Origin of the sequence: Pseudomonas sp. 22526 (assembly GCF_052044735.1) — a bacterium.
GTDB classification, from domain to species: Bacteria; Pseudomonadota; Gammaproteobacteria; order Pseudomonadales; family Pseudomonadaceae; genus Aquipseudomonas; species Aquipseudomonas piscium.
In genome coordinates this window covers 64,032-90,292 of sequence record NZ_JBQENK010000024.1, presented here as the reverse complement: position 1 = coordinate 90,292, position 26,261 = coordinate 64,032, and the positions used below count along the sequence as shown (strand labels likewise).

The 26,261-nt window shown below is 68.2% G+C and carries 3 protein-coding genes; all 3 read left to right on the top strand.

Going from position 1 to position 26,261, the window contains the following annotated elements; genetic code table 11:
* Window positions 1–285 precede the first annotated feature (285 nt).
* Window positions 286–13,371, top strand: coding sequence for an amino acid adenylation domain-containing protein (locus ACTJKT_RS27725; protein ID WP_440789443.1), 13,086 nt, complete (start codon window positions 286–288; stop codon window positions 13,369–13,371).
* Window positions 13,368–24,932 (top strand): amino acid adenylation domain-containing protein, encoded by an 11,565-nt coding sequence (locus ACTJKT_RS27720; protein ID WP_440789441.1) that lies wholly within the window; start codon window positions 13,368–13,370, stop codon window positions 24,930–24,932. The genes ACTJKT_RS27725 and ACTJKT_RS27720 overlap by 4 nt, the downstream gene beginning before the upstream one ends.
* Before the next feature lie 180 nt (window positions 24,933–25,112).
* A complete protein-coding gene (gene macA / locus ACTJKT_RS27715) occupies window positions 25,113–26,261 on the top strand; it encodes a macrolide transporter subunit MacA (RefSeq protein ID WP_440789439.1) in 1,149 nt (382 codons plus the stop codon).

Sequence of the window (26,261 nt, the reverse complement as noted above, 5' to 3'; positions counted from 1 at the left end):
CGCCGCTGTTGCTTGCGGCCCGCGCAGGGCTGCGGCCTCGGGCCTTGTCCCGGCTTCCCGTGTCAGACAGTCCCGGGCGGATGTTTTAGCTTTCCAGGCCTGCGGCACAGCTCCGTCGGGCTCGCTGCCCCTATCACTTTTGAACATGCCGGCAGAGCCGTTACAGCGCTGGATCCTGGCTTGGGTCGGGCGCTGGACGTAGCTGGCCGTCGTGCGGGTATCAGGTTGCAGCTGAAACCGGATTTTCTCATCAACCGTTTGCGAATTTGAAAGCAGGTCACTCACATGCAGTTCAGCGAATTGATGGCAGTTATTTCCACCCAGCCGATCCGTCTCCAACAGGAAGAAGGCGACCTGGTCGTGCTGGGTGACGATGAGGGGCTGGACGACGCGCTGTGGGACAGCCTGGTCAAGCACAAGTCCCGCCTGCTGGAACTGGTGGCCCGCCATGACGGCGACTGGCTGAGCCCGGCCTACCGCATCACCCCGGACATGCTGCCGCTGGTCACGCTCGACCAGCCCGCCATCGAGCGCATAGTCGCCAGCGTGCCGGGCGGCGCGGCCAACGTGCAGGACATCTACCCGCTGGCGCCCCTGCAGGAGGGCATGCTCTACCACCACCTGTCGGCGCAGCAGGGCGACCCCTACGTGCTGCACGCGCAGTTCGCCTTCGCCAGCCGCGAGCGCCTGAACGCCTTTGCCGAGGCCCTGCAATGGGTGATCGAACGCCATGACATCCTGCGCACCGCGATGTTCTGGGAGCGCCTGGACGAGCCGGTGCAGGTGGTCTGGCGCCAGGCCCGGCTGGACTGCGAAGAGCTGAGCTTCAACAGCGCCGACGGCGACGTGCTGGAGCAATTGCTGGCGCGCTTCGATGCCCGCCACTATCGCCTCGACCTGCGCCAGGCGCCGCTGCTGCGCCTGGTCTTTGCCGAAGACCCGCACCAGCAGCGGGTGGTGGGCATGCTGCTGTTCCATCACACGGTCATGGACCATACCGCGCTGGACCTGGTGCGCGAGGAAATCCAGGCGCACCTGCTCGGCCAATGCGAACAGGTGGCGCCGGCGGTGCCGTTTCGCGATTACCTGGCGCAGGCGCGGCTGGGGGCGGACGAGCAGGCGCACGAGGCGTTCTTCCGCCAGATGCTCGGCGATATCGACGAGCCGACCCTGCCGTTCGGCCTGCGGGATGTGCAGGGCGACGGCCGCGGCATCGAGGAGCTGCGGATCGGCCTGGACGACGGGTTGAGCCTGCGCCTGCGCGGCCAGTCCCGGCAGCTGGGGGTGAGCGCCGCGAGCCTGATGCACCTGGCGCTGGCCCTGGTCCTGGGCAAGGCCTCGGGGCGCAGCGCGGTGGTGTTCGGCACCGTGCTGCTGGGCCGCATGGACGCCGGCGAAGGGGCCGAGCGCGCCCTGGGTATGTTTATCAATACCTTGCCGCTGCGGGTGGATGTCGACGGGCAAAGCGTGCGCGCCGCGGTGCAGGCCACCCACCAGCGCCTGACCGCGCTGCTCGGGCATGAACAGGCCTCGCTGGCCCTGGCCCAGCGCTGCAGCGCGGTGAGCGCGGTGAGCGCGCCGACGCCGCTGTTCAGCGCCATGCTCAACTACCGGCACAGCGCCGCCGGCGACGCCGCGGCGGTGATCGATATCGCCGAGGGCATCCAGGTGCTGGGCGCCGAGGAGCGCACCAACTACCCGCTGACGGTCAACGTCGATGACCTCGGCCAAGGCTTCCGCCTGACCTTGATGGTCGCCGCCGAGATCGGCGCCGCGCGCCTGGGCGGTTACCTGCAAACGGCCCTGGAAAGCCTGGTCGCGGCCCTGGAGCACAGCCCGGACGCGCCGCTGCAAAACCTGAACATTCTGCCGGCGGCCGAACGCCAGCAACTGCTGTTCGGTATGAACCCGGTCCGGCAACCATTCCCCGACAACGAACTGATCCACCAGCAGGTGGAGGCCCAGGCCGCAGCTCAACCCGACGCCACGGCGCTGATCCATGAGGGACGGCAACTGAGCTACGGCGAGCTGAACCGCCGCGCCAACCAGCTGGCGCACCGCCTGCTGGCCCTGGGCGTGCGCCCGGACGACCGGGTGGCGATCTGTGTCGAGCGCGGCCTGGAGATGATCGTCGGCCTGCTGGGCATCCTCAAGGCGGGCGCCGGTTATGTACCCATCGACCCGGCCTATCCCCAGGAGCGGATCGCCTACACCCTGCGCGACAGCGAACCGCTGGCGCTGCTGGCCCAGGCCGGCCCCCGGCAGCTGTTGGGCGAACTGGCGGTGCCGCTGCTCGACCTCGACGACCCGGAACTGGATCGGCAGCCCTCGGACAACCCCCAGATACCAGGGCTGAGCAGCGCCAACCTGGCCTATGTGATCTACACCTCCGGCTCTACCGGCCTGCCCAAGGGCGTGATGATCGAGCACCGCAACGTGGCGCGGCTGTTCTCGGCGACCCAGGACGGGTTCGCCTTCAATCGCCAGGACGTGTGGGCGCTGTTCCATTCCTTCGCCTTCGACTTCTCGGTCTGGGAAATCTGGGGCGCGCTGATCCACGGCGGCCAGTTGCTGGTAGTGCCGCAGCTGGTCAGTCGTTCGCCGGACGATTGTTATGCACTGCTGTGCGAGGCCTCGGTGAGCATTCTCAACCAGACCCCGAGCGCCTTCCGCCAGTTGATCGCGGCCCAGGAGCGCAGCCCGCTGAAGCATTCCCTGCGCCAGGTGATCTTCGGTGGCGAAGCTTTGGAACCGGGCATTCTCAAGCCCTGGTATGGCCGGGTGGAAAACGCCGGCACGCAGCTGGTGAACATGTACGGCATCACCGAAACCACGGTGCACGTGACCTACCGCGCCCTGCAGGCGGCGGATGCCCAGCGCCTGGGGGCCAGCCCGATTGGCGGGGCGATTGCCGACCTGCAGCTGTATGTGCTGGATGAGCGGCGCGAGCCGGTGCCGGTGGGGGTGGTGGGCGAGCTGTATGTCGGCGGCGCCGGGGTGGCGCGGGGTTACCTGAACCGCGAGACGTTGACCGCCGAGCGTTTCATTGACGATCCGTTCCGCGCGGACAGCGGGCAGCGCCTGTACAAGACCGGCGACCTGGCGCGCTGGAACGCTCAGGGCGAGCTGGAGTACCTGGGGCGTAATGACGATCAGGTGAAGATCCGCGGGTTCCGCATCGAGCTGGGGGAAATCGAGGCGCGGCTGGCGGCCTGCGCCGGCGTGCGCGAGGCGGTGGTGATCGCCCGCGAGGACGAGCCTGGCGATAAGCGCCTGGTGGCCTATCTGGTCGGCACTGAAGGGGTCGAGCTGCAAGCGGCGGTGCTGCGTGACCAGCTGCTGCTGTCCCTGGCCGACTACATGCTGCCCAGCGCCTTTGTGCAACTCGACGCCTTGCCGCTGACCACCAACGGCAAGCTCGACCGCAAGGCGCTGCCGGCGCCGGACAGCACGGCTGTGGCCCGGCGTGGTTTCGAGGCGCCGCAGGGCGAGGTGGAACAGCGCATCGCGGCGATCTGGCAGGAGCTGCTCAAGGTCGAGCGGGTCGGCCGTCACGACAACTTCTTCGAACTGGGCGGGCATTCGCTGCTGGCGGTGAAGCTGATCGAGCGCATGCGCCAGCTGGAACTGGGCGCCGATGTGCGGGTGCTGTTCGGCCAGCCGACCCTGGCGGCCCTGGCTGCGGCGGTGGGCGGTGGCCGGGAGATCCAGGTGCCGACCAACCGCATCGGCGCCGACTGCAGCCGCATCACCCCGGACCTGCTGCCCCTGGCGGACCTCGACCAGGCCGCCATCGACCAGCTCGTCGCCGGCATCCCCGGCGGCGTTGGCAATGTGCAGGACATCTACGGCCTGGCGCCGTTGCAGGCGGGCATCCTCTATCACCATCTGGCGAGCGAGGAAGGCGACCCCTATGTGCTGCAGGTGCAATGCGCCTTCAGCGACCGACCCCAGGTCGAGGCCTTCGTCGGCGCGCTGGACAGCGTGATCGAGCGCCATGACATCCTGCGCAGCAGCGTGCACTGGCAAGGCCTCGCCGAACCGGTGCAAGTGGTCTGGCGCCAGGCGCCGCTGGTGGTCGAACAGCTGGAACCCGAGGCGGGTGGCGATGTATTGCAGCAATTGCAGCAGCGCTTCGACCCGCGGCATTACCGGCTGGACCTGAACCGCGCCGCGCTGATGCGTTTTGCCTACGCCCGGGACCCGCAGAACCAGCGCTGGCTGGGAATCCTGCTGCTGCACCATATCCTCCTGGACCACACCGCGCTGGCGACCCTGGTGGCGGAAATGAGCGCCAGCCTCGGTGGTCACACTCAGCCCCTGGGCGAGGCCGTGCAGTACCGCAACTACGTGGCCCAGGCCCGGCTCGGGGTCAGTGAGCAGGAACACGAAGCCTTCTTCCGCGAGATGCTTGGCGATATCGACGAGCCGACCCTGGCTTTCGGCCTGGGGGACGTCAACCGTGACGGCAGCGGCGTGGAAGAGGCGCGCCTGCCTCTGGACGCGGCCTTGGCCCGGCGCCTGCGCGAACAAGCGCGCCAGCTCGGGGTCAGCGCCGCCAGCCTGGTGCACCTGGCCTGGGCCCAGGTGCTGGGCCAGGTCTCGGGCCGCGACGATGTGGTGTTCGGCACCGTGCTGCTTGGGCGGATGCAGGGCGGCGAGGGCGCCGACCGCGCCCTGGGCATGTTTATCAATACCTTGCCGCTGCGGGTCAGTCTCGGCACTGTGGGCGTGCGTGACGCGGTGCGCGCCACCCACGGCCGGCTCTCGCAGTTGCTCGGGCATGAACACGCGTCCTTGTCCCTGGCCCAGCGTTGCAGCAGCGTGCCGGCGTCGCTGCCGCTGTTCAGCAGCCTGCTCAACTACCGCCACAGCGCCGCCGAACAAGTGGCCGCGGTGGACGGCGCGGCCTGGGACGGCATCCAGATCCTCAGTTCCGAGGAGCGCAGCAACTACCCGCTGGTGCTGAATGTCGACGACCGTGGCGAAGCCTTCGAGCTGGTGGTGCAGACCCTGGCCGAGGTCGGTGGCCAGCGGGTGGCCGGTTACATGCAGACTGCCTTGCAGGGCCTGGTGGAGGCCCTGGAGCAGGCGCCGGCCCGGCCGTTGCGCGAGCTGAGCATCCTGCCGGCGGAAGAACGCCAGCGCCTGCTGGTGACCTTCAACGCCACCCAGCGCGACTACCCACGGGAACAGACCCTGCACGCCTTGTTCGAGGCCCAGGCGCGGCAGCATCCGCAGGCCACGGCGGCGGTGCAGGGCGGGCAAAGCCTGAGCTACGACGCCTTGAACCGCCGTGCCAACCGGCTGGCGCACCACCTGATCGGCCTCGGAGTGAAGCCGGGGGACAGCGTGGCGATCCTCCTGGAGCGCTCCCTGGACCTGCTGGCCAGCCAGTTGGCGGTGAGCAAGTGCGCAGCGGTCTATGTGCCGCTGGACATCAACGCGCCGGCCGAGCGCCAGGCCTTCATGCTCGAAGACAGCGCCGCGCGGGTACTGCTCAGCGACAGTCGCCAGGCGTCTGCCCACAATGTCACGCGGGTCGATCTGGATCGCCTGACCCTCGACGGCTTGCCGGAGCACGACCTGGAGTTGGCGCAGTCCTCCGAGGCAGTGGCCTACATCATGTACACCTCCGGCTCCACGGGTACGCCCAAGGGCGTGCTGGTGCCGCACCGGGCGATCACCCGGCTGGTGATCAACAACGGTTATGCCGATTTCAACAGCGACGACCGGGTGGCCTTCGCCGCCAACCCGGCGTTCGACGCCAGCACCCTGGAGGTCTGGGCACCCTTGCTCAACGGCGGCTGCGTGGTGGTGGTCGAGCAGGACGTGCTGCTGTCCCGCGAGGATTTCGGCCAGCTGTTGCAGGCACAGCAGATCAGCGTGCTGTGGCTGACCGCCGGACTGTTCCACCAGTACGCCGATGGCCTGATGGCCGCGTTCAGCCAGTTGCGTTACCTGATCGTCGGCGGCGATGTGCTCGACCCTGCGGTGATCGCCCGGGTCCTGCAACAGGGGGCGCCACGGCACCTGCTCAACGGCTACGGCCCGACCGAGGCCACCACCTTCTCCACCACCTTCGAAATCACTGAGGTGGGCGAGGGCGGCATTCCCATCGGCCGGCCGATCGGCAACAGCCGGGCCTATGTGCTCGACGCCCAGCAGCGCCCGCTGCCGATCGGCGCGGTGGGCGAGCTGTATATCGGCGGCGCCGGGGTGGCCAAGGGTTACCTGAACCAGCCAGAGCTGACCGCCCAGGCATTTATTGCAGATCCTTTCAGCGAGCAACCCCAGGCCCTGCTGTACCGCACCGGCGACCTGGCGTCCTGGCGCGCCGACGGCAGCCTGCTGTACCAGGGCCGCAACGACCAGCAGGTGAAGCTGCGCGGCTTCCGCATCGAGCTGGGGGAAATCGAGGCGCGGCTGGCGGCTTGCCCGGGCGTCCAGGACGCGGTGGTGCTGGCCCGCGAGGACGAGCCCGGCGACAAGCGCCTGGTGGCCTATTTCACCGTCGTGGCCGATGAGTCGGCGCCGGAGCTCGACAGCCTGCGCGCCCAGCTGCAAGGCCAGCTCCCCGATTACATGGTGCCCTCGGCCTATGTCCGCCTCGACCGTCTGCCGCTGACCGCCAACGGCAAGCTGGACCGCAAGGCCCTGCCAGTACCGGACCGCGAGGCCTTGCTCAGCCGTGGTTTCGAGGCGCCGCAAGGGGCGGTGGAAATCGCCCTGGCGCAGATCTGGCGCGAGCTGCTCAAGGTCGAGCAGGTCGGCCGCCATGATCATTTCTTCGAGCTGGGCGGGCATTCGCTGCTGGCGGTGAGCCTGATCGAGCGCATGCGCCAGATCGGCCTGAGCGCCGATGTGCGGGCGCTGTTCAGCCAGCCGAGCCTGGCGGCCCTGGCCGCGGCGGTGGGCAGCGGCCGGGAAATCCAGGTGCCGGCCAACCGCATCCCCGCAGGCTGCCAGCGCATCACCCCGGAGCTGTTGCCCCTGGTGGAGTTGGAGCAGGCAGAGATCGAGCGGATAGTTGCCCAGGTGCCCGGTGGCGCGGCCAATGTGCAGGACATCTACCCGCTGGCGCCGCTGCAGGAAGGCATTCTCTATCACCACCTGAGTGCCGGGCAGGGCGACCCCTACCTGCTGCAATCGCGCATGGCCTTCGACAGCCTGGAACGTTTGCAGGCCTTTGCCGGCGCCTTGCAGCAGGTGATCGAGCGCCACGACATCCTGCGCACTGCTGTGCTCTGGGAGGGCCTGAAGCAACCGGTGCAGGTGGTGTGGCGCAAGGCCGAGCTGCCCTTGCAACAAGTGCCGCTGGATGCGGCCGGCGGCGAGGTACTGGAGCAGTTGCATGGCTGCTTCGATGCCCGCCATTACCGCCTCGACCTGACCCAGGCGCCGCTGCTGCGCATGGTCTATGCCCAGGATCCGGCCCTGCAGCGGGTGGTGGCGATCCTGCTGTTCCATCACCTGGCCCTGGACCACACCGCGATGGCCGTGGTCGGCGAGGAGATGCGCGCCTTCATGTTCGGCGAGAGCGAGCGCCTGGGTATGCCTGTGCCTTATCGCAACTACGTGGCCCAGGCGCGCCTGGGGGCGGCGGAGCAGGAGCACGAGGCGTTCTTCAGCGAGATGCTCGGCGATATCGACGAGCCGACCCTGCCGTTCGGTTTGCAGGATGTGCAGGGCGACGGCCGGGATATCGAAGAGGCCGAGCTGGCCCTGGACGCCGCCCTGAGCCTGCGCCTGCGGGCCCTGGCCCGGCGCCTGGGAGTGAGCGCGGCGAGCCTGATGCACCTGGCCTGGGCCCAGGTGCTGGGCCAGGTGTCGAGTCGTCGGGATGTGGTGTTCGGCACCGTGCTGATGGGCCGCATGCAGGGCGGCGAGGGCGCCGACCGCGCCCTGGGGATGTTTATCAATACCTTGCCGCTGCGGGTCGATCGCGGCCTGGGGGTGCAGGCCGCGGTCAAGGCCACCCACGCCCGGCTGACCGCGCTGCTGGGGCACGAACATGCGTCCCTGGCCCTGGCCCAGCGTTGCAGTGGCGTGGCCGCCGGCGCGCCGCTGTTCAGCGCCTTGCTCAACTATCGCCACAGCGCGCCTCAGGAGATGGCCCGATCCGGCCAGGGCATCTGGCAGGGCGTCGAACTGCTGGGCGGCGAAGAACGCAGCAACTACCCGCTGACCCTGAGCGTCGACGACCTGGGCGAGGGTTTCGGCCTGAACGTGCTGACGCTGGCGAGCATCGGTGCGCAGCGCATTGGCCAGTACATGCAGCAGGCGCTGGAGCAGTTGGCCCGGGCCCTGGAACAGGACCCCGAGCTGCCGCTGCAACGCCTGCCGATCCTGCCGCAGGCGGAGTGGCAACGCCTGCTGTCGAGCTTCAACGCCAGCACCGCGAACTACCCGCGGGGGCAGACTGTCCACGGTCTGTTCGAAGCCCGGGCCGCACGCACCCCGGACGCCTTCGCCCTGCTGCAGGGCGAGCAACGCCTGACCTATCGCCAGCTCAACCAGCACGCCAACCAGCTGGCCTGGCACCTGCTGGCCCAGGGCGTGCAGCCGGACGACCGGGTGGCGATCTGCGTGCGCCGCGGCCCGCAGATGCTGATCGGCCTGCTGGCGATTCTCAAGGCCGGGGCCGGTTATGTGCCGATCGACCCTGCCTACCCGGCGGAACGCATCGCCTACCTGTTGCAGGACAGCGCGCCGGTGGCGGTGCTGGCGCAACAGCAGACGCGCGCGCTGCTGGGGGACAGCCTGCCAGTGATCGACCTGGCGGCCACCGACTGGCAATACCGCCCGGTGACCAATCCAGGCCCGGCTCGGCTGACCCCGGCGCACCTGGCCTATGTGATCTACACCTCGGGCTCCACCGGCTTGCCCAAGGGCGTGATGGTCGAACACCAGACCCTGGAAAACCTGGTGCACTGGCACTGCGCGGCCTTCGACCTGAAGCCGGGCAGCCACACCTCCAGCGTCGCCGGCTTCGGTTTCGACGCCATGGCCTGGGAGGTCTGGCCGGCCCTGTGCGGCGGCGCGACCCTGCACCTGCCGCCGGCCGAGGTCGGTAACGAACATATCGACGAGCTGCTGCGCTGGTGGCGGGCGCAGCCGCTGGACGTCAGCTTCCTGCCGACCCCGGTGGCCGAGTACGCCTTCAGCCAGGACCTGGAACATCCGACCCTGCGCACGCTGCTGATCGGTGGCGACCGCTTGCGCCACTTCAGCCGCAACCAGCGCTTCCAGGTGATCAACAACTACGGCCCGACCGAGGCCACGGTGGTGGCCACCTCCGGAAGGATCGAGGCCGGGCGGTCGCTGCATATCGGCAAGCCCATGGCCAATGCGCGCATCTACCTGCTGGACGAGCAACTGCAACCGGTGCCGGTCGGCGTGGCGGGCGAGCTGTACGTGGGCGGCGCCGGCGTGGCCCGGGGGTACCTGAACCGGGCGCAACTGACCGCCGAGCGCTTTCTCGACGATCCGTTCAGCAGCGACTCTGCGGCGCGCATGTACCGCACCGGCGACCTGGCGCGCTGGCTGGCCGATGGCAACATCGAGTACCTGGGGCGCAACGACGATCAGGTCAAGGTGCGGGGCATGCGCATCGAGCTGGGGGAAATTGAAGCCGCCCTGGCCCGCCACGAGGCGCTGCGCGAATGCGTGGTGCTGGTGCGCGACGGGCGCCTGGTGGCCTGGTTCAGCGAGCACCGGCCGCTGGATATCGAGGAGCTGCGCACGCATCTGCAAGGGCGCTTGCCCGACTACATGCTGCCGGCGGCTTATGTGCGCCTGGACAGCCTGCCGCTGACCGCCAACGGCAAGCTGGACCGCAAGACGCTGCCGGAGCCGGATCAGGCGGCCTTGCTCAGCCGTGGGTACGAGGCGCCCCAGGGCGAGGTCGAGGCGACCCTGGCCGGGATCTGGGCCGAGGTGCTCAAGGTCGAGCGGGTCGGCCGCCACGATCACTTCTTCGAGCTGGGCGGCCATTCGCTGCTGGCGGTGAGCCTGATCGAACGCATGCGCCAGCTGGGCCTGAGCGCCGACGTGCGCATCCTGTTCAGCCAGCCGACCCTGGCGGCGCTGGCTGCGGCGGTCGGCAGCGGCCGCGAGGTCGAGGTGCCGGCCAATCTGATTCCCGCCGACTGCCAGCACATCACCCCGGAGCTGTTGCCGTTGGTGGAACTGCAGCAGGCCGAGATCGACCGTATCGTCGCCCAGGTCCCCGGCGGCGCGGCCAATGTGCAGGACATCTACCCCCTGGCGCCGTTGCAGGAGGGCATCCTGTATCACCACATCATGGCGGAGCAGGGCGACCCCTACCTGTTGCAGTCGCACATGGCCTTCGACAGCCTGGAGCGTTTGCAGGCCTTCGCCGCTGCCTTGCGGCAGGTGATCGAGCGCCACGACATCTTGCGCACTGCTGTGCTCTGGGAGGGGCTGAAACAGCCGGTGCAGGTGGTCTGGCGCGAGGCGCCGCTGGTGCTGCGCGAGGTGGCCTGCGACACGGCCGCCGGTGAGGTGCTGGCCCAGTTGCTGCAGCGTTTCGATGCCCGGCGTTACCGCCTGGCGCTGACCCAGGCGCCACTGATCCAGCTGCTGTACGCCGCCGACCCGGCGCGCCAGCGCGTGGTGGCGGTGTTGCTGTTCCACCACCTGGCCATGGACCACAGCGCCCTGGACGTGGTGCGCCACGAACTCCAGGCCCTGCTGTTGGGCCAGGCCCGGCAGTTGGGGCCGACGGTGCCGTTTCGCAACTATGTGGCCCAGGCGCGCCTGGGCACCGGCGAGCAGGCACATGAAGCCTTCTTCCGCGAGATGCTCGGCGATATCGACGAGCCAACCCTGGCCTTCGGCTTGCAGGATGTGCAGGGCGATGGGCACGGGATCGAGGAACGGCAGTTGCGCCTGCCGGCGTCCCTCGACCAGGGCCTGAGAAGCCAGGCGCGGCGCCTGGGGGTAAGTGCCGCCAGCCTGTTCCACCTGGCCTGGGCCCAGGTGCTGGCGGCGGCCTCGGGCAAGCGCAATGTGGTGTTCGGCACCGTGCTGGTGGGCCGGATGCAGGGCGGCGCTGGCGCCGACCGGGCGCTGGGGGTGTTTATCAATACCCTGCCGTTGCGGGTCGATATCGACGAGCAGGATGTGCGTGCCGGCGTGCGCGCCACCCATGCCCGGTTGACGGCGTTATTGGGGCACGAACACGCGTCCCTGGCCCTGGCGCAACGTTGCAGTGGCGTCGCGGCCGGCACGCCGCTGTTCAGCGCCATGCTCAACTACCGCCACAGCCTTACCCCGCACCAGGAGCAGCAACAGGCCTGGCAGGGGATCGAAACCCTGGCCAGCGACGAGCGCACCAACTATCCGCTGACCCTCAATGTCGACGACCTGGGCGATGGCTACCAGCTCACCGCGCTGGTTGCCGCCGGAGTGGGGGCGCAACGGGTTTGCGACTTTATGCAGACTGTGCTGCAAGGGCTGGTGGACGCCCTGGAACAGTCGCCGCAAACCGCCCTGAACCGCCTGCCGGTGATCACCGCCGAGGAACGTCGGCAACTGTTGGTGGAGTTCAATGCCACCGAGCTGCCTTACGACCTTGAGCAGAGCATTCATGGGCTGTTCGAGGCCCAGGTCCAGCGCACGCCCGAGGCGCTGGCGGTCAAGGCTGGCGAGCAATCGCTGACCTATCGCGAGCTCAACGAGCGGGCCAACCAGCTGGCGCATTACCTGCGCGGGCAGGGCGTGGGCCCGGATGCGCGGGTGGCGATCTGCGTCGAACGCGGGCTGGAAATGGTGGTGGGCTTGCTGGCGATCCTCAAGGCCGGCGGTGGCTATGTGCCGCTGGATCCGTCGTACCCGCTGGAGCGGATCGCCTACATGCTGGAGGACAGCGCGCCTGTGGTGGTGCTGGCGCAGGAGGCGACTCGGGGCTTGCTCGGTGAGGTGCCGGTGATCGATCTGGACCAACCTGTGTGGCTGGATCAGCCGCTCAGTAATCCCTTTATCGCCGAGCTGACTCCGCGGCATCTGGTCTACGTGATCTACACCTCGGGTTCCACCGGCAAGCCCAAGGGTGTGATGAATGAGCACCGAGCGGTGGTCAACCGCTTGTTGTGGATGCAGGACCAATACGGCCTGTCCGCCGACGACGCGGTGCTGCAAAAAACGCCGTTCAGTTTCGACGTGTCGGTCTGGGAATTCTTCTGGCCCTTGATGATGGGCGCGAAGCTGATGATGGCCCGTCCTGAAGGCCATAAAGACCCGGCCTACCTCTGCGAAGTGATCCAGGCCGAGCGCATCACCACCTTGCACTTCGTACCCTCGATGCTCGACGTATTCCTCGCCCATGGCGACACCAGTCGCAGCGCCGGGCTGGTGCGGGTGCTGTGCAGCGGTGAAGCCTTGCCGGGTAACCTGGTGCGGCGTTTCAAGGCGCAACTGCCTGGCAGCGAACTGCACAACCTCTACGGCCCGACCGAGGCCGCGGTGGACGTCACCGCCTGGAACTGCGCGGGTCCTGTGGAACAGGTCCCGGACAATACGCCCATCGGAAAACCCATCGCCAACACCCGCCTGTACCTGCTGGATGAGCAACTGCAACCGGTGCCGCTGGGCGTCGTCGGCGAGCTGTATATCGGTGGTGTGCAGGTGGCGCGCGGTTATCTGCACCGCCCGGAACTGACGGCCGAACGCTTCCTAAAAGACCCGTTCAGCAGCACCGCCCAGGCCCGCATGTACCGCACCGGCGATCTCGGTCGCTACCTGGCGGACGGCACCATCGAGTACCTGGGACGCAACGACGATCAGGTGAAGATCCGCGGCCTGCGCATCGAGCTGGGGGAAATCCAGGCGCGCCTGACCCAGTTCCCGAATATCAAGGAAGCCGTGGTGCTGGCCCGGGAAGACGTGCCAGGGGACAAGCGTCTGGTGGCCTATTACACCACTGAGCTTTCCAGCGAGCGGCTGGAGAGCGAGGCACTGCGCAGCCACCTGCTGGAGCAACTGCCGGAGTACATGGTGCCGGCGCTGTTCGTGCACCTGCCGGCCTTGCCCCTGAGCCCCAACGGCAAGCTGGATCGCAAGGCTTTGCCAGCCCCGGACCTGGAATCGCTGCGGGTGCGGGAATACGAAGCGCCGATAGGCGACACCGAAATCCTCCTGGCGCAGATCTGGGCCGAGTTGCTGAACCTGGAACGGGTAGGGCGCCACGACCATTTCTTCGAGCTGGGCGGGCATTCGCTGCTGGCCGTCAGCCTGATTGGTCGCTTGCGTCAGGAAGGCATGGAAGCCGATGTCAGGGCGCTGTTCGAACAGCCGACCCTGGCGGGCTACGCCGCAATTACCGAACGAATGGAGATCGTCCTGTGAGCATGATCGAAGTACTGGCGACACTGAAGGCCAAGGATATCCAACTGGCGCTCAAGGGTGATCAGCTTCTGGTGCAAGGCAACAGGCAGGCGCTGAGCGAGCCGGCGACCCTGGCCCTGCTGCGCGAGCACAAGCCGGCGCTGATCGAGCTGATCCGCGCCGGGCGCTACGACGCCAGCACGGCCGGGCGGGTCGAGGTGCCGGCCAATCTGATTCCAGAGGGCGCTCAACACATCACTCCGGCCATGCTGCCCCTGGCCGAGCTGAGCCAGGAGGCGATTGACCGGATCCTCGCCAGCGTGCCCGGCGGCGCGGCCAATGTGCAGGACATCTACCCCCTGGCGCCGCTGCAGCAAGGCATCCTCTATCACCACGCCAGCGCTACCCAGGGCGACCTCTATGTGCTGCAGGCGCAGTTCGCCTTTGTCGGCACCGAGCGCCTGGCGGCCTTTGTCCAGGCCTTGCAGGGGGTGATCGACCGGCACGACATCCTGCGCACCGCGGTGCACTGGGAAGGGCTGGAAGAACCGGTGCAGGTGGTCTGGCGCCAGGCCAGCCTGGCGCTGGAGGAAGTCGTGCTCGACCCGGCGGACGGCCCGGTAGCCGAGCAGTTGCGGGCGCGCTTCGACTCCCGGCATTACCGCCTGGACGTGACCCAGGCGCCGCTGCTGCACCTGGTCTACGCCCGGGACGACGCCGGGCAGCGCCTCGTCGCCAGCCTGCTGTTCCACCATATGGCCATGGACCATAGCGCCCTGGACGTGGTGCGCCACGAATTGCAGGCCTTCCTGCTGGACCAGGCGGACGGCCTGGGGCCGGCGGTGCCGTTTCGCAACTATGTGGCCCAGGCGCGCCTGGGCACCAGCGAGCAGGAGCATGAAGCCTTCTTCCGCGAGATGCTCGGCGACATCGACGAGCCGACCCTGCCGTTCGGCTTGCAGGATGTGCAGGGCGATGGCGGTGCTATCGCTGAGTCCGACCTTCCCATCGAGCCCGGCCTGAGCCAGCGCCTGCGCTTGCAAGCGCGGCAGGCGGGGGTGAGCGCCGCCAGCCTGTTCCATCTGGCCTGGGCCCAGGTGCTGGGCGCGCTGTCGGGCAAGCAGCAGGTGGTGTTCGGCACGGTGCTGATGGGCCGCATGCAGGGCGGCGGGGACAACGACCGGGCCCTGGGCATGTTCATCAATACCCTGCCGCTGCGGGTGGATGTGGGCCGCCAGCCGGTGCTGGCCGGGCTCAAGGCCACCCATGCCCGGCTGACCACCTTGCTGCGCCATGAACACGCGCCCCTGGCCCTGGCGCAACGGTGCAGCGGCGTGCTCGCGCCGACGCCGCTGTTCAGCGCCTTGCTCAATTATCGGCACAGCGCCGCGCCCAGCAGCGCGGAACCGAGCGCGGCCTGGCAGGGCATCAGCAACCTCAGCTCCCAGGAGCGCAGCAACTACCCGCTGACCATGAGCGTCGACGACCTCGGCGAAGGTTTCAGCCTGATCCTGCTGGCCAGCGCCGAGGTCGATGGCGCGCGTCTCTGCGGTTATATGCACACGGCCCTGGAGCACCTGGTCCAGGCCCTGGAGCAGACCCCGCAGCAGGCGCTGGACCAGCTGTCGATCCTGGCCCCGGCCGAACGCGAGCAACTGCTGCGCGGCTTCAATGCCAGCCGGGTGGACTTCCCCCCGGCGCGGACTATCCACCGGCGCATCGAAGCCCAGGCCGCGGCGACGCCCCAGGCCCTGGCGGCGGTCTGCCTGGGGCAGTCGCTGACCTACGCCGAACTGAACCAGCGGGCCAATGCCCTGGCCCACCACCTGAGTGCCCTGGGCGTCGGCCCGGACGAGCGGGTGGCCATAGTCGCCCGTCGCGGCCTCGATACCCTGGTCGGCCTGCTGGCGATCCTCAAGGCCGGTGGCGCCTACGTGCCGGTGGACCCGGCCCATCCCGCCGAGCGCCTGCGTTACCTGCTGGAGGACAGCGCGCCGCTGGCGGTGCTGACCCAGGGCGAACTGCTGGCGCGCCTGCCGGCCCTCAGCGTGCCGGTGGTCGACCTCGATGCCTTCGACTGGCTGGAGCAGCCCGAGACCAATCCCCAGGTGTCCGGGCTGACCCCGGCGCACCTGGCCTATGTGATCTATACCTCGGGCTCCACCGGCCTGCCCAAGGGGGTGATGGTCGAACACCGCAGCCTGGGCAACCTGGTGGATTGGCACTGCACAGCCTTCGACCTGTGCCAGGGCCGCCATACCTCGAGCCTGGCCGGCTTCGGTTTCGACGCCATGGCCTGGGAGGTCTGGCCGGCCCTGTGCGTCGGCGCGACCCTGCACCTGCCGCCGCCGCATGACGGCAACGAGGACATCGACGGGCTGCTGCGCTGGTGGCTGGCCCAGCCGCTGGATGTGAGCTTTTTGCCGACCCCGGTGGCCGAGTACGCCTTCAGCCAGAACCTGGAACACCCGACCCTGCGCAAGCTGCTGATCGGTGGTGACCGGCTGCGCCAGTTCGCCCGCACCCAGCGCTTCGAGGTGATCAACAACTACGGCCCGACCGAAGCCACGGTGGTCGCCACCTCCGGGCGGATCGAGGCCGGCCAGCCGCTGCATATCGGCAAGCCGGTGGCCAACGCCCAGGTCTACCTGCTGGACCCGCAGCTGCGCCCGGTGCCGCTGGGGGTGGCGGGGGAGCTGTATGTGGCGGGCGCCGGGGTGGCGCGAGGTTATCTGAACCGTCCGGAACTGACTGCCGAACGCTTCCTCAAGGACCCATTCAGTGGCGAGAACGCTCGCATGTACCGCACCGGCGACCTGGCGCGCTGGCTGGCCGACGGCACTCTCGAATACCTGGGGCGCAACGACGACCAGGTGAAGATCCGTGGCGTGCGCATCGAGCTGGGGGAAATCGAAACCCGCCTCAACCAGTTGCCGGGCATCCAGGACGCGGTGTTGCTGGCCCGCGAGGACGAGCCCGGGCAGACCCGGCTGGTGGCCTATTTCACCGAGCAGGAGCAGGTCGAACCGCTGGCAGTCGGCGAACTGCGGGCCTACCTGCTGGCGCAGTTGCCCGACTACATGGTGCCGGTGGCCTATGTGAAGCTCGCCAGCCTGCCGCTGACCGCCAACGGCAAGCTGGACCGCAAGGCGTTGCCCAAGCCGGACATGGCCGCGGTCTTCTCCCGCGCCTACGAGGCCCCGCAAGGCGAGCTGGAGCAGGCCCTGGCGCAGATCTGGGCCGAGGTGCTGAAGCTCGAGCGGGTCGGCCGCCAGGATCATTTCTTCGAGCTGGGCGGCCACTCGCTGCTGGCGATGCGCATGGTCTCGCAGGTCCGCCAGCGCCTGGGGGTGGACCTGGCCCTGGGCGAGCTGTTCGCCAACGCCGAACTGGCGGCCGTGGCCCGGGTCCTGGCCGAGGCCGGGCGCAGCACGCTGCCGCAGATCCTGCCGGTGCCGCGGGACGAACCGCTGCCGCTGTCGTTCGCCCAGCAGCGCCTGTGGTTCCTGGCGCAGATGGAGGGCGCCAACGCCACCTACAACATTGCCCTGGGCCTGCGCCTGCAAGGGCGGCTCGACGTGGCGGCGCTGCAACGGGCGCTGGCGCGCATCGTCCAACGCCATGAGAGCCTGCGCAGCCGCTTTGCCGCGTTCGACGACGAACCCCGGGTGCTGCTGGCTCCCAGCGAGCAGGCCTTCAGCCTGGACACCGAGGACCTGCGCCAGCATCCCCAGGCGCAGCAGGCCTTGCAGGCGCTGTCGCGGCGTGAAGCCAGCGAGCCTTTCGATCTGCAGCAGGGGCCCTTGTTGCGCGGACGGCTGCTGGTCATGGCCGACGACGAGCATGTGTTGCTGCTGACCCTGCATCACATCGTCACCGACGGCTGGTCCATGGGCGTACTGACCCGCGAGCTGATGGCGCTGTACCAGGCCTTCAGCCGCGGCGAACAAGACCCCTTGCCGCCGCTGGCGGTGCAGTACGGCGACTTTGCCGTCTGGCAGCGGCGCTGGCTGGGCGGCGAGCTGCTGCAACGCCAGGGCGCTTATTGGCAGCAGGCCCTGGGCGGCGCCCCGGCCTTGCTGATGCTGCCCACCGACCGGCCGCGCCCGCTGCAGCAGGACCATGCCGGCCAGCGGCTCGCAGTGCTGCTGGACCAGTCGCTGAGCGCCGGGCTCAAGGCCTTGAGCCAGCGCCACGGCACCACGCTGTACATGACCCTGATGGCGGCCTGGGCCCAGTTGCTCGGGCGCCTGGCCGGGCAGGCCGAGGTGGTGATAGGCACGCCGGTGGCCAACCGCCGCTGCGTCGAGGTCGAGGGGCTGATCGGCCTGTTCGTCAACACCCTGGCGGTGCGCATCGACACCTCGGGCGCGCCGAGCAGCGAGGCGCTGCTGGCCCGGGTCAAGGCCTGCACCCTGCAAGCCCAGGCCCACCAGGACCTGCCGTTCGAACAGGTGGTGGAGCTGCTGCGGCCGGTGCGCAGCCTGTCCCACAGCCCGCTGTTCCAGACCCTGCTGAGCTGGGAAAACCACGACGGCCCCGAACTGGTCCTGGGCGACTTGCGCCTGCAAGGGCTGGCACCGGTCAGCGAAGTGGCCAAGTTCGACCTGAGCCTGAGCCTGGGCGAGGTGCGGGGGCGTATCGGCGGCTCTCTGGAATACGCCACGGCGCTGTTCGATGAAACCACGATGCAGCGTTATCTCGGTTATTTCACCCGCCTGTTGCAGGCCATGGTCGCCAACGATCAGGCGGTGCTGGAGCAGGTGGTGCTGCTGGATGACGAGGAGCGTCAGCAGTTGCTGGAGGGCTTTAATGCCACCGAGGTGCCTTACGACCTTGAGCAGAGCATCCATGGGCTGTTCGAGGCCCAGGTCGAACGCACGCCGGAGGCGCTGGCGGTCAAGGCGGGCGAGCAATCGCTGACCTATCGCGCCCTGAATGAGCGAGCCAACCAGCTGGCGCATTACCTGCGCGAGCAGGGTGTGGGCCCGGATTCGCGGGTGGCGATCTGTGTCGAGCGTGGGCTGGAGATGGTGGTGGGGCTGTTGGCGATCCTCAAGGCGGGCGGCGGTTATGTGCCGCTGGATCCGGCTTACCCGTTGGAGCGGATTGCCTACATGTTGGAGGACAGCGCGCCGGTGGTGGTCTTGGCTCAAGGCGCGACCCGGGAGCTGCTGGGGGATGTGCCGGTAATCGATCTGGATCAGCCGGTTTGGCTGGACCAGCCGCTCGACAATCCATTTATTGCCGAGCTGATTCCGCAGCATCTGGTCTATGTGATCTACACCTCCGGTTCCACTGGCAAACCCAAGGGCGTGATGAATGAACACCGCGCCGTGGTTAACCGCCTGCTGTGGATGCAGGACCAATACGGCCTGAATTCATCTGACTCGGTATTGCAGAAAACCCCGTTCAGTTTCGACGTGTCGGTCTGGGAATTCTTCTGGCCTTTGATGACGGGCGCACGCTTGGTGATGGCCCGTCCCGAAGGCCACAAAGACCCGGCCTATCTGTGCGAAGTGATCCAGGCCGAATGCATCACCACCTTGCACTTCGTACCCTCGATGCTCGACGTATTCCTCGCCCATGGCGATGTCAGTCGCAGCGCCGGGCTGGTGCGAGTGCTGTGCAGCGGTGAAGCCTTGCCGGGCAGCCTGGTACGACGCTTCAAGGCGCAATTACCAGGCAGCGAACTGCACAACCTCTACGGCCCGACCGAGGCAGCGGTAGACGTAACCGCCTGGAACTGCGGCGGTCCGCTGGACTCGACCCCGGACAACACCCCGATTGGCAAACCCATCGCCAACACCCGCATGTACCTGCTGGATGAGCAGTTGCAGCCAGTACCGCTGGGCGTCGTCGGCGAGCTGTATATCGGTGGGGTACAGGTAGCGCGGGGTTATCTGCATCGCCCCGAACTGACCGCCGAACGTTTCCTCAAGGATCCGTTCAGCGACATAGCTCAGGCCCGTATGTACCGCACCGGCGATGTCGGTCGCTACCTGGCGGACGGCACTATCGAATACCTGGGACGCAATGACGACCAGGTGAAGATCCGCGGCCTGCGCATCGAGCTGGGAGAAATCCAGGCCCGTCTGACCCAGTTCCCGGATGTTAAAGAGGCGGTAGTCCTGGCCCGGGAAGACGTGCCGGGGGACAAGCGCCTGGTGGCCTATTACACAACCGGGCTTTCCAGCGAACGGCTGGAGAGCGAAGCCCTGCGCAGCCACCTGCTGGAACAATTGCCGGAGTACATGGTGCCGGCGCTGTTCGTGCATCTGGACAGCCTGCCCCTGAGCCCTAACGGCAAGCTGGATCGCAAGGCCTTGCCAGCCCCGGACCTGGAGTCGCTGCGGGTGCGCGAATACGAAGCGCCGCAAGGCGACACTGAAATCCTCCTGGCGCAGATCTGGGCCGAGTTGCTGAACCTGGAACGGGTAGGGCGCCACGACCATTTCTTCGAACTGGGCGGCCACTCGCTGCTGGCGGTGAGCCTGATCGCGCGGATGCGCCGGGCCGGGCTGGCGGCGGATGTGCGGGTGCTGTTCGGCCAGCCGACCCTGGCCGCGCTGGCGGCAGCGGTGGGGGCCGGGCGGGAGATAGCGGTGCCGGCCAATGCCATAGTCCCGGGCTGCGGGCGGATCACCCCGGCCATGCTGCCCCTGGCCGATCTGAGCCAGGAGGCGATCGAGCGCATCGTCGCCAGCGTGCCCGGCGGCCTGGCCAATGTGCAGGACATCTATGCCCTGGCGCCGTTGCAGGCCGGCATCCTCTACCACCATATCGCCGCCAGCCAGGGCGACCCCTATGTGCTGCAGGCGCAGTTCGCCTTTGCCAGCCCCGAGCGCCTGGCGGCCTTTGTCCTGGCCTTGCAGGCGGTGATCGAGCGCCAGGATATCCTGCGCAGTTCGGTGCATTGGCAAGGCCTGGAGGAACCGGTGCAGGTGGTCTGGCGCCAGGCTCCGCTGGTCTGCGAAGCGGTGGCGGTGGACGGTGCGGAGGGCGATGTACTGGAGCAACTGCGGGCGCGCTTCGACCCGCGCCGGCATCGCCTGGACCTCGGCCAGGCGCCGCTGCTGCGCCTGGTGCATGCCCATGACCCGGTCAACGGGCGGGTGGTGGCGCTGTTGCTGTTCCATCACCTGGTGATGGACCACATCGCCCTGGAAGTGCTGCAACAGGAGATGCAGGCCTGGCTGCTGGGCGAGGGCGAACACCTGGGGGCGGCGGTGCCGTACCGCAACTATGTGGCGCAGACCCGCCTGGGTATCGGCGAGCAGGAACACGAAGCCTTCTTCCGCGAACTGCTGGCGGACTTCGACGAGCCGACCCGGCCGTTCGCCCTGCCGGCCCGGGAGCAGGGCGGCGATACCGAAGAGGCGCGCCTGCCCCTCGATGCCGACCTGAGCCGGCGCCTGCGGGCCCAGGCCCGGCAGTTGGGCATCAGCGCCGCGAGCCTGATGCACCTGGCCTGGGGGCAACTGCTGAGCCGGGTGTCCAACCAGCCATCGGTGGTGTTCGGCACCGTGCTGCTCGGGCGCATGCAGGGCGGCGAGGGCGCGGAACGGGCGCTGGGGGTGTTCATCAATACCCTGCCGCTGCGGGTCGAACTGGGCGGGCAGGCGCTGCGCACGGCGGCGCTGGCCACCCATGAACGCCTGACGCAATTGCTCAGCCATGAACATGCGCCCTTGGCCCTGGTGCAGCGTTGCAGCGCGGTGGCGCCGGCCACGCCCTTGTTCAGCACCTTGCTCAACTACCGTCACAGCGCCCCGGCGGCGCTCGATGCGAGCCCGGCGACGACGGCCTGGCAGGGCATGCAACTGCTCAAGGCCGAAGAGCGCACCAACTACCTGCTGACCCTGAGTGTCGATGACCTGGGCGAGGACTTCAGCCTGACCGCCCTGACCCTGCCGGGCATCGGTGCCCAGCGTATCTGCGGTTATATGCAATGCGTCCTGGAAAACCTGGTGCAGGCCCTGGAGCAGGCGCCGCAGACGCCGGTGGAAGCCCTGGCGATCCTCTCCCCTGAGGAACGGCAGCAGGTGCTGGAAGGCTTCAATGCCACGGCGCGGGACTTCCCTGAGGAGCTGACGGTGGATCAGCTGTTCGAAGCCCAGGCCCTGGCCCACCCCGAGGCCACGGCCGCGGTGCATGGCCAGCAGTCGCTGAGTTACGGCGAGCTGAATGCGCGGGCCAACCGCCTGGCCCATTACCTGATGGGTCTGGGGGTGAAGCCGGGGGACAGCGTGGCGATCCTGCTGGAGCGTTCCCTGGACCTGCTGGTCAGCCAGCTGGCCATCAGCAAGTGCGCGGCCGTCTATGTGCCGCTGGACAGCCACGCGCCGGCCGAGCGCCAGGCCTTTATGCTGGAGGACAGCCAGGCCGTGTTGCTGCTGACCCGCAGCGGTGAGTGGCCGGCCGGCCCGGTGCGCCGGGTCGAGCTGGACCGGCTGAACCTCGCCGACCAGCCGCAGCACAACCCGCAACTGGCGCAGTCTGCCGAGGCAGTGGCGTACATCATGTACACCTCGGGCTCCACCGGCACCCCCAAGGGCGTGCTGGTGCCGCACCGTGGCATCACCCGGCTGGTGCTGAACAACGGCTATGCCGATTTCAACCCGCGGGACCGGGTGGCGTTCGCCTCCAACCCGGCGTTCGACGCCAGCACCATGGACGTCTGGGGCGCCTTGCTCAATGGCGGTCAGGTGCAGGTGATCGACCATTACACCCTGCTCGATCCCGAGCGTTTCGGCGCGGCGCTCAAGGCCGGTGGCAGCACTGTGCTGTTCGTCACCACGGCGCTGTTCAACCAGTATGTGCAGCTGATTCCCGATGCCCTCAAGGGCCTGCGGATTCTATTGTGCGGCGGCGAGCGGGCCGACCCGGCGGCGTTCCGGCGCTTGCTGGCCCAGGCCCCGGCGTTGCGCCTGGTGCATTGCTACGGCCCCACCGAAACCACCACCTACGCCACCACGTATGAGGTCAAGGCGCTGGCGGCGGACGCGGAAAGCGTGCCGGTGGGCCGGCCGATCTCCAACACTCGGGTGTATGTGCTCGACGCCCGGCAACAGCCGGTGCCGGTGGGCGTGGTGGGGGAGATCTACATTGGCGGTCATGGGGTGGCCAAGGGTTACCTGAACCGCGCGCAACTGAGCGCCGAGAAGTTTCTCGCCGATCCTTTCAGCCCGCAGCCGCAGCGCCTGATGTACCGCACCGGCGACCTCGGGCGCTGGAACGAGCAGGGCCTGCTGGAGTGCATCGGGCGCAACGACGACCAGGTGAAGATTCGCGGTTACCGCATCGAGCTGGGGGAAATCGAAGCGCGCCTGGCCACCTGCCCGGGCGTCAAGGAAGTGGTGGTGCTGGCTCGCGAGGATGCGCCGGGGGACAAGCGCCTGGTGGCCTACTGCACCGCCCAGGCCGCCGAGCCCGCGTTGGCCATCGAGCGGCTGCGGGGCTATCTGCAAGGCCAACTGCCGGACTACATGCTGCCCTCGGCCTATGTGCTGCTGGAGCGACTGCCGCTGACCGCCAACGGCAAGGTGGATCGCAAGGCGCTGCCGGCGCCGCAACTGGAGGCTTTGCTGCAGGCTGAATACCAGGCGCCCGCCAGCGCCCTGGAACAGACCCTGGCCCAGGCCTGGGCCGAGGTGCTGAAGCTGGAACGGGTCGGGCGCCACGACAGTTTCTTCGAACTGGGCGGGCACTCGTTGCTGGCGATCCGCCTGGTCACCCTGCTGCAACAGGCTGACTTGCACATCACCCTGGCCGAGCTGTTCGAGCATGCCAGTGTCGCCGCCATCGCCGCCTTGCTCAGCCAGCGTGGGGGCGTTCCGCAACCGCAGCAGCAGACACTGATCCCGGTGCGTACCGGCGGCAGCCAGCCGCCGTTGTTCCTGGTCCATGAGTTCAGTGGCCTGGATCTGTACTTCCCGGCGCTGGGCAAGCATATCGCCGGCGATTTCCCGATCTACGGCTTGCCGGGCGTTGCGCTTGGACAGCCGCAGCTGCACACCATGCAGTGCCTGGCCACTAGGCTGGTAGGGATCATCCGCGAGGTGCAGGCCGAAGGGCCGTATCGCCTGGCGGGCTGGTCGTTCGGCGGGGTGTTGGCCTACGAGATCGCCCAGCAACTGATCGGCCAGGACCAGGTGGTGGAATTCCTCGGCCTGATCGACAGCTACGTGCCGCGCCTGACCGACCAGGGCAAGGCGCGCTGGTCCGGCGACAATGCGCTGAAGCTGCACCTGCTGCTGCAATGCAGCCTGTACTGGAAGGCCCAGGGCGCGGCCGGTAGCGCGGCCCTGGCGAGCCTCGACCAGTTGCACCAGGAGCTGGACGGGCTGGACTTCGCCGCGTTGCTGCAAGGCTGCCGCGACCAGCAACTGCTGTACCCGGACATGGCCGCGGCGTCGGATGCCGACCTGCTGGGCTTCCTCGAGCGCGAGGTGGGCCACGGCCATGCCCTGGCGCATTACAGCCTGTTCGCCCTGGACCTGCCGGTACACCTGTTCTGCGCCGAGGAGCGGCCGACCGAGCTGTCGCGGCGCAGCCAGCTGCTGGGGTGGGACCAGGTGCTGGCGGCGGATCGCCTGCGGGCGGTCCCGGTGCCGGGGGACCACCAGAGCATGATGCAGGCGCCGCATATCCAGGCGCTCGGCCAGGCCATCAGCCAGGCCGTGCAGGCCTCGGCGACGGAGCGTGCGGCGGCATCGCCAGCGCCGCTTTATCAGCCGTTGCTGAGGATCCAGAGCGGCCGCGCCGGGCAGGTGCCGATCTTCTGCGTGCCGGGGGCCGGTGACAGCGTCACCGGCTTTATCGGCCTGACCGAAGCCCTGGGCCCGGACTGGCCGATCCTCGGCCTGCAACCCCGGGGCCTGGAAGGCAACGCGGTGCCCCACAGCCGGGTCGAGAGCGCGGCCGCCCATTACCTGAACGCGCTGGAGCTGCTGTATCCCGAGGGGCCGCTGCATTTGGTCGGGCATTCCTTCGGCGGCTGGGTGGTGTACGAAATGGCCACGCTGTTGCAGGCCAAGGGCCGTGAAGTGGCGTCCCTGACCCTGATCGACAGCGAGTCTCCCGGCGGCAACGGGGTAGTCGGCAAGGCCTACACCACCTCGGCGGCCTTGCAGCGCCTGATCGAGAGCCTGCAACTGGCCTCGGGCAAATCCTTAGGCATCGACATGCGGGCGTTGGCCATGCAGGACGACGCCAGCCAGCTGGAGCAGTTGCATGCCGGCATGGTCCGCGTCGGCCTGCTGTCGCCGCGCTCCACGCCCGAGGCGATCCTGGGCATGGTGCGCACCTTCGCCAGCGCCCTGCGCACCCTCTACCAGCCGCGCTGGCGCTACCAGGGCCGGGCGCGCCTGGTGCTGGCGGACGATCCGACCCTGGATGCCGCCGGCAACCAGCGGGAGCAGCGGGCGATGGCAGAGGGCTGGCGCCAGCAGGTGGACGAGCTGGAGGTCTGGCATGGCCCGGGCAACCATTTCAGCCTGCTCAAGGCACCCAATGTGGCGCGCCTGGCGGCCTGGTGGCACGAGGGCTTGGCGCTGGCGACCGGGGAGCGGGTGTCATGAGGGGCGCGGGCCCGCCCGGGCAACCGGGCAACGGGCTATGGATGGGTTCGGCCGCCGGTTCCACGGCCGGCTGAACCCGCTGGGTTTATCGGGAAGCACCGCTCATGACGGCAATAGGGTGCTTCGCACAGTGAGGCCCGGCAGCCGCCGGGTTCACCCTCAACGGATTTGTGGTCACCTATGGAAAAGTCGAAGTTTCGCAAAATCGCTATGGGGTTGGCGCTGGTCGTGGTGGCCGGTTTGGTTTTCTACGCGGTGCGGGCACCGGCGCAGGCGCCGCAATACCTGACCGCCAAGGTCGAGCGCGGCGATATCGAGAACGCGGTGCTGGCCTCGGGTCTGCTCGAAGGCATCAAGCAGGTGGATGTCGGCGCCCAGGTGTCCGGGCAGTTGAAGTCGCTCAAGGTCAAGCTCGGCGACAAGGTGAAGAAGGGCCAGTGGCTGGCGGAAATCGACCCGCTGGTGCTGCAGAACACCTTGCGCCAGGCCCAGGTCGACGAGGAAAACCTGCAGGCGCAACGGCGCGCCACCATCGCCCAGCTCAAGGAAACCAAGTCGATCTACGAGCGCTACCTGGGCTTGCAGGAAGACGCGGCGATTTCCAAGCAGGAATTCGAGACCGCCACGGCCAACTATGAGGTGCAGCGCGCCAACCTGCTGTCCCTGGATGCGCAGATCAAGAACGCGCATATCCAGATCGACACCGCCAAGGTCAACCTGGCCTATACCCGCATCGTCGCGCCCATCGACGGCGACGTGGTGGGCATCGTCACCCAGGAAGGCCAGACCGTGATCGCCAACCAGCTGGCGCCGGTACTGCTCAAGCTGGCCGACCTCGACACCATGACCGTCAAGGCCCAGGTCTCGGAGGCCGACGTGATCCATATCAGCCCTGGCCAGGAGGTGTACTTCACCATTCTCGGCGAGGACCGGCGCTACTACGGCAAGCTGCGCGGCACCGAGCCGGCGCCGCAGAACTTCCTCGACACCCCGCCCGCCGGCACGCCGAAACAGACCACCGCGGTGTTCTACAACGCGCTGTTCGATGTGCCCAACCCCGATCATCGCCTGCGGATCTCCATGACCGCCCAGGTGCGCATCGTGCTCGACACCGCCAAGGATGTGCTGACGGTGCCGGTGGCCGCGCTGGGCCCGCGCAACAACGACGGCAGCTTCCCGGTGCGGGTCCTCGACGCCAAGGGCCAGGCCCAGCAACGTAGCGTGCAGACCGGCATCAACAACAACGTCAAGGTGCAGATCAAGGACGGCCTGGCCGAAGGCGACCGGGTGGTGATCGGCGATCCGCTGCCGGCCGTGGCGGGGGCCTGA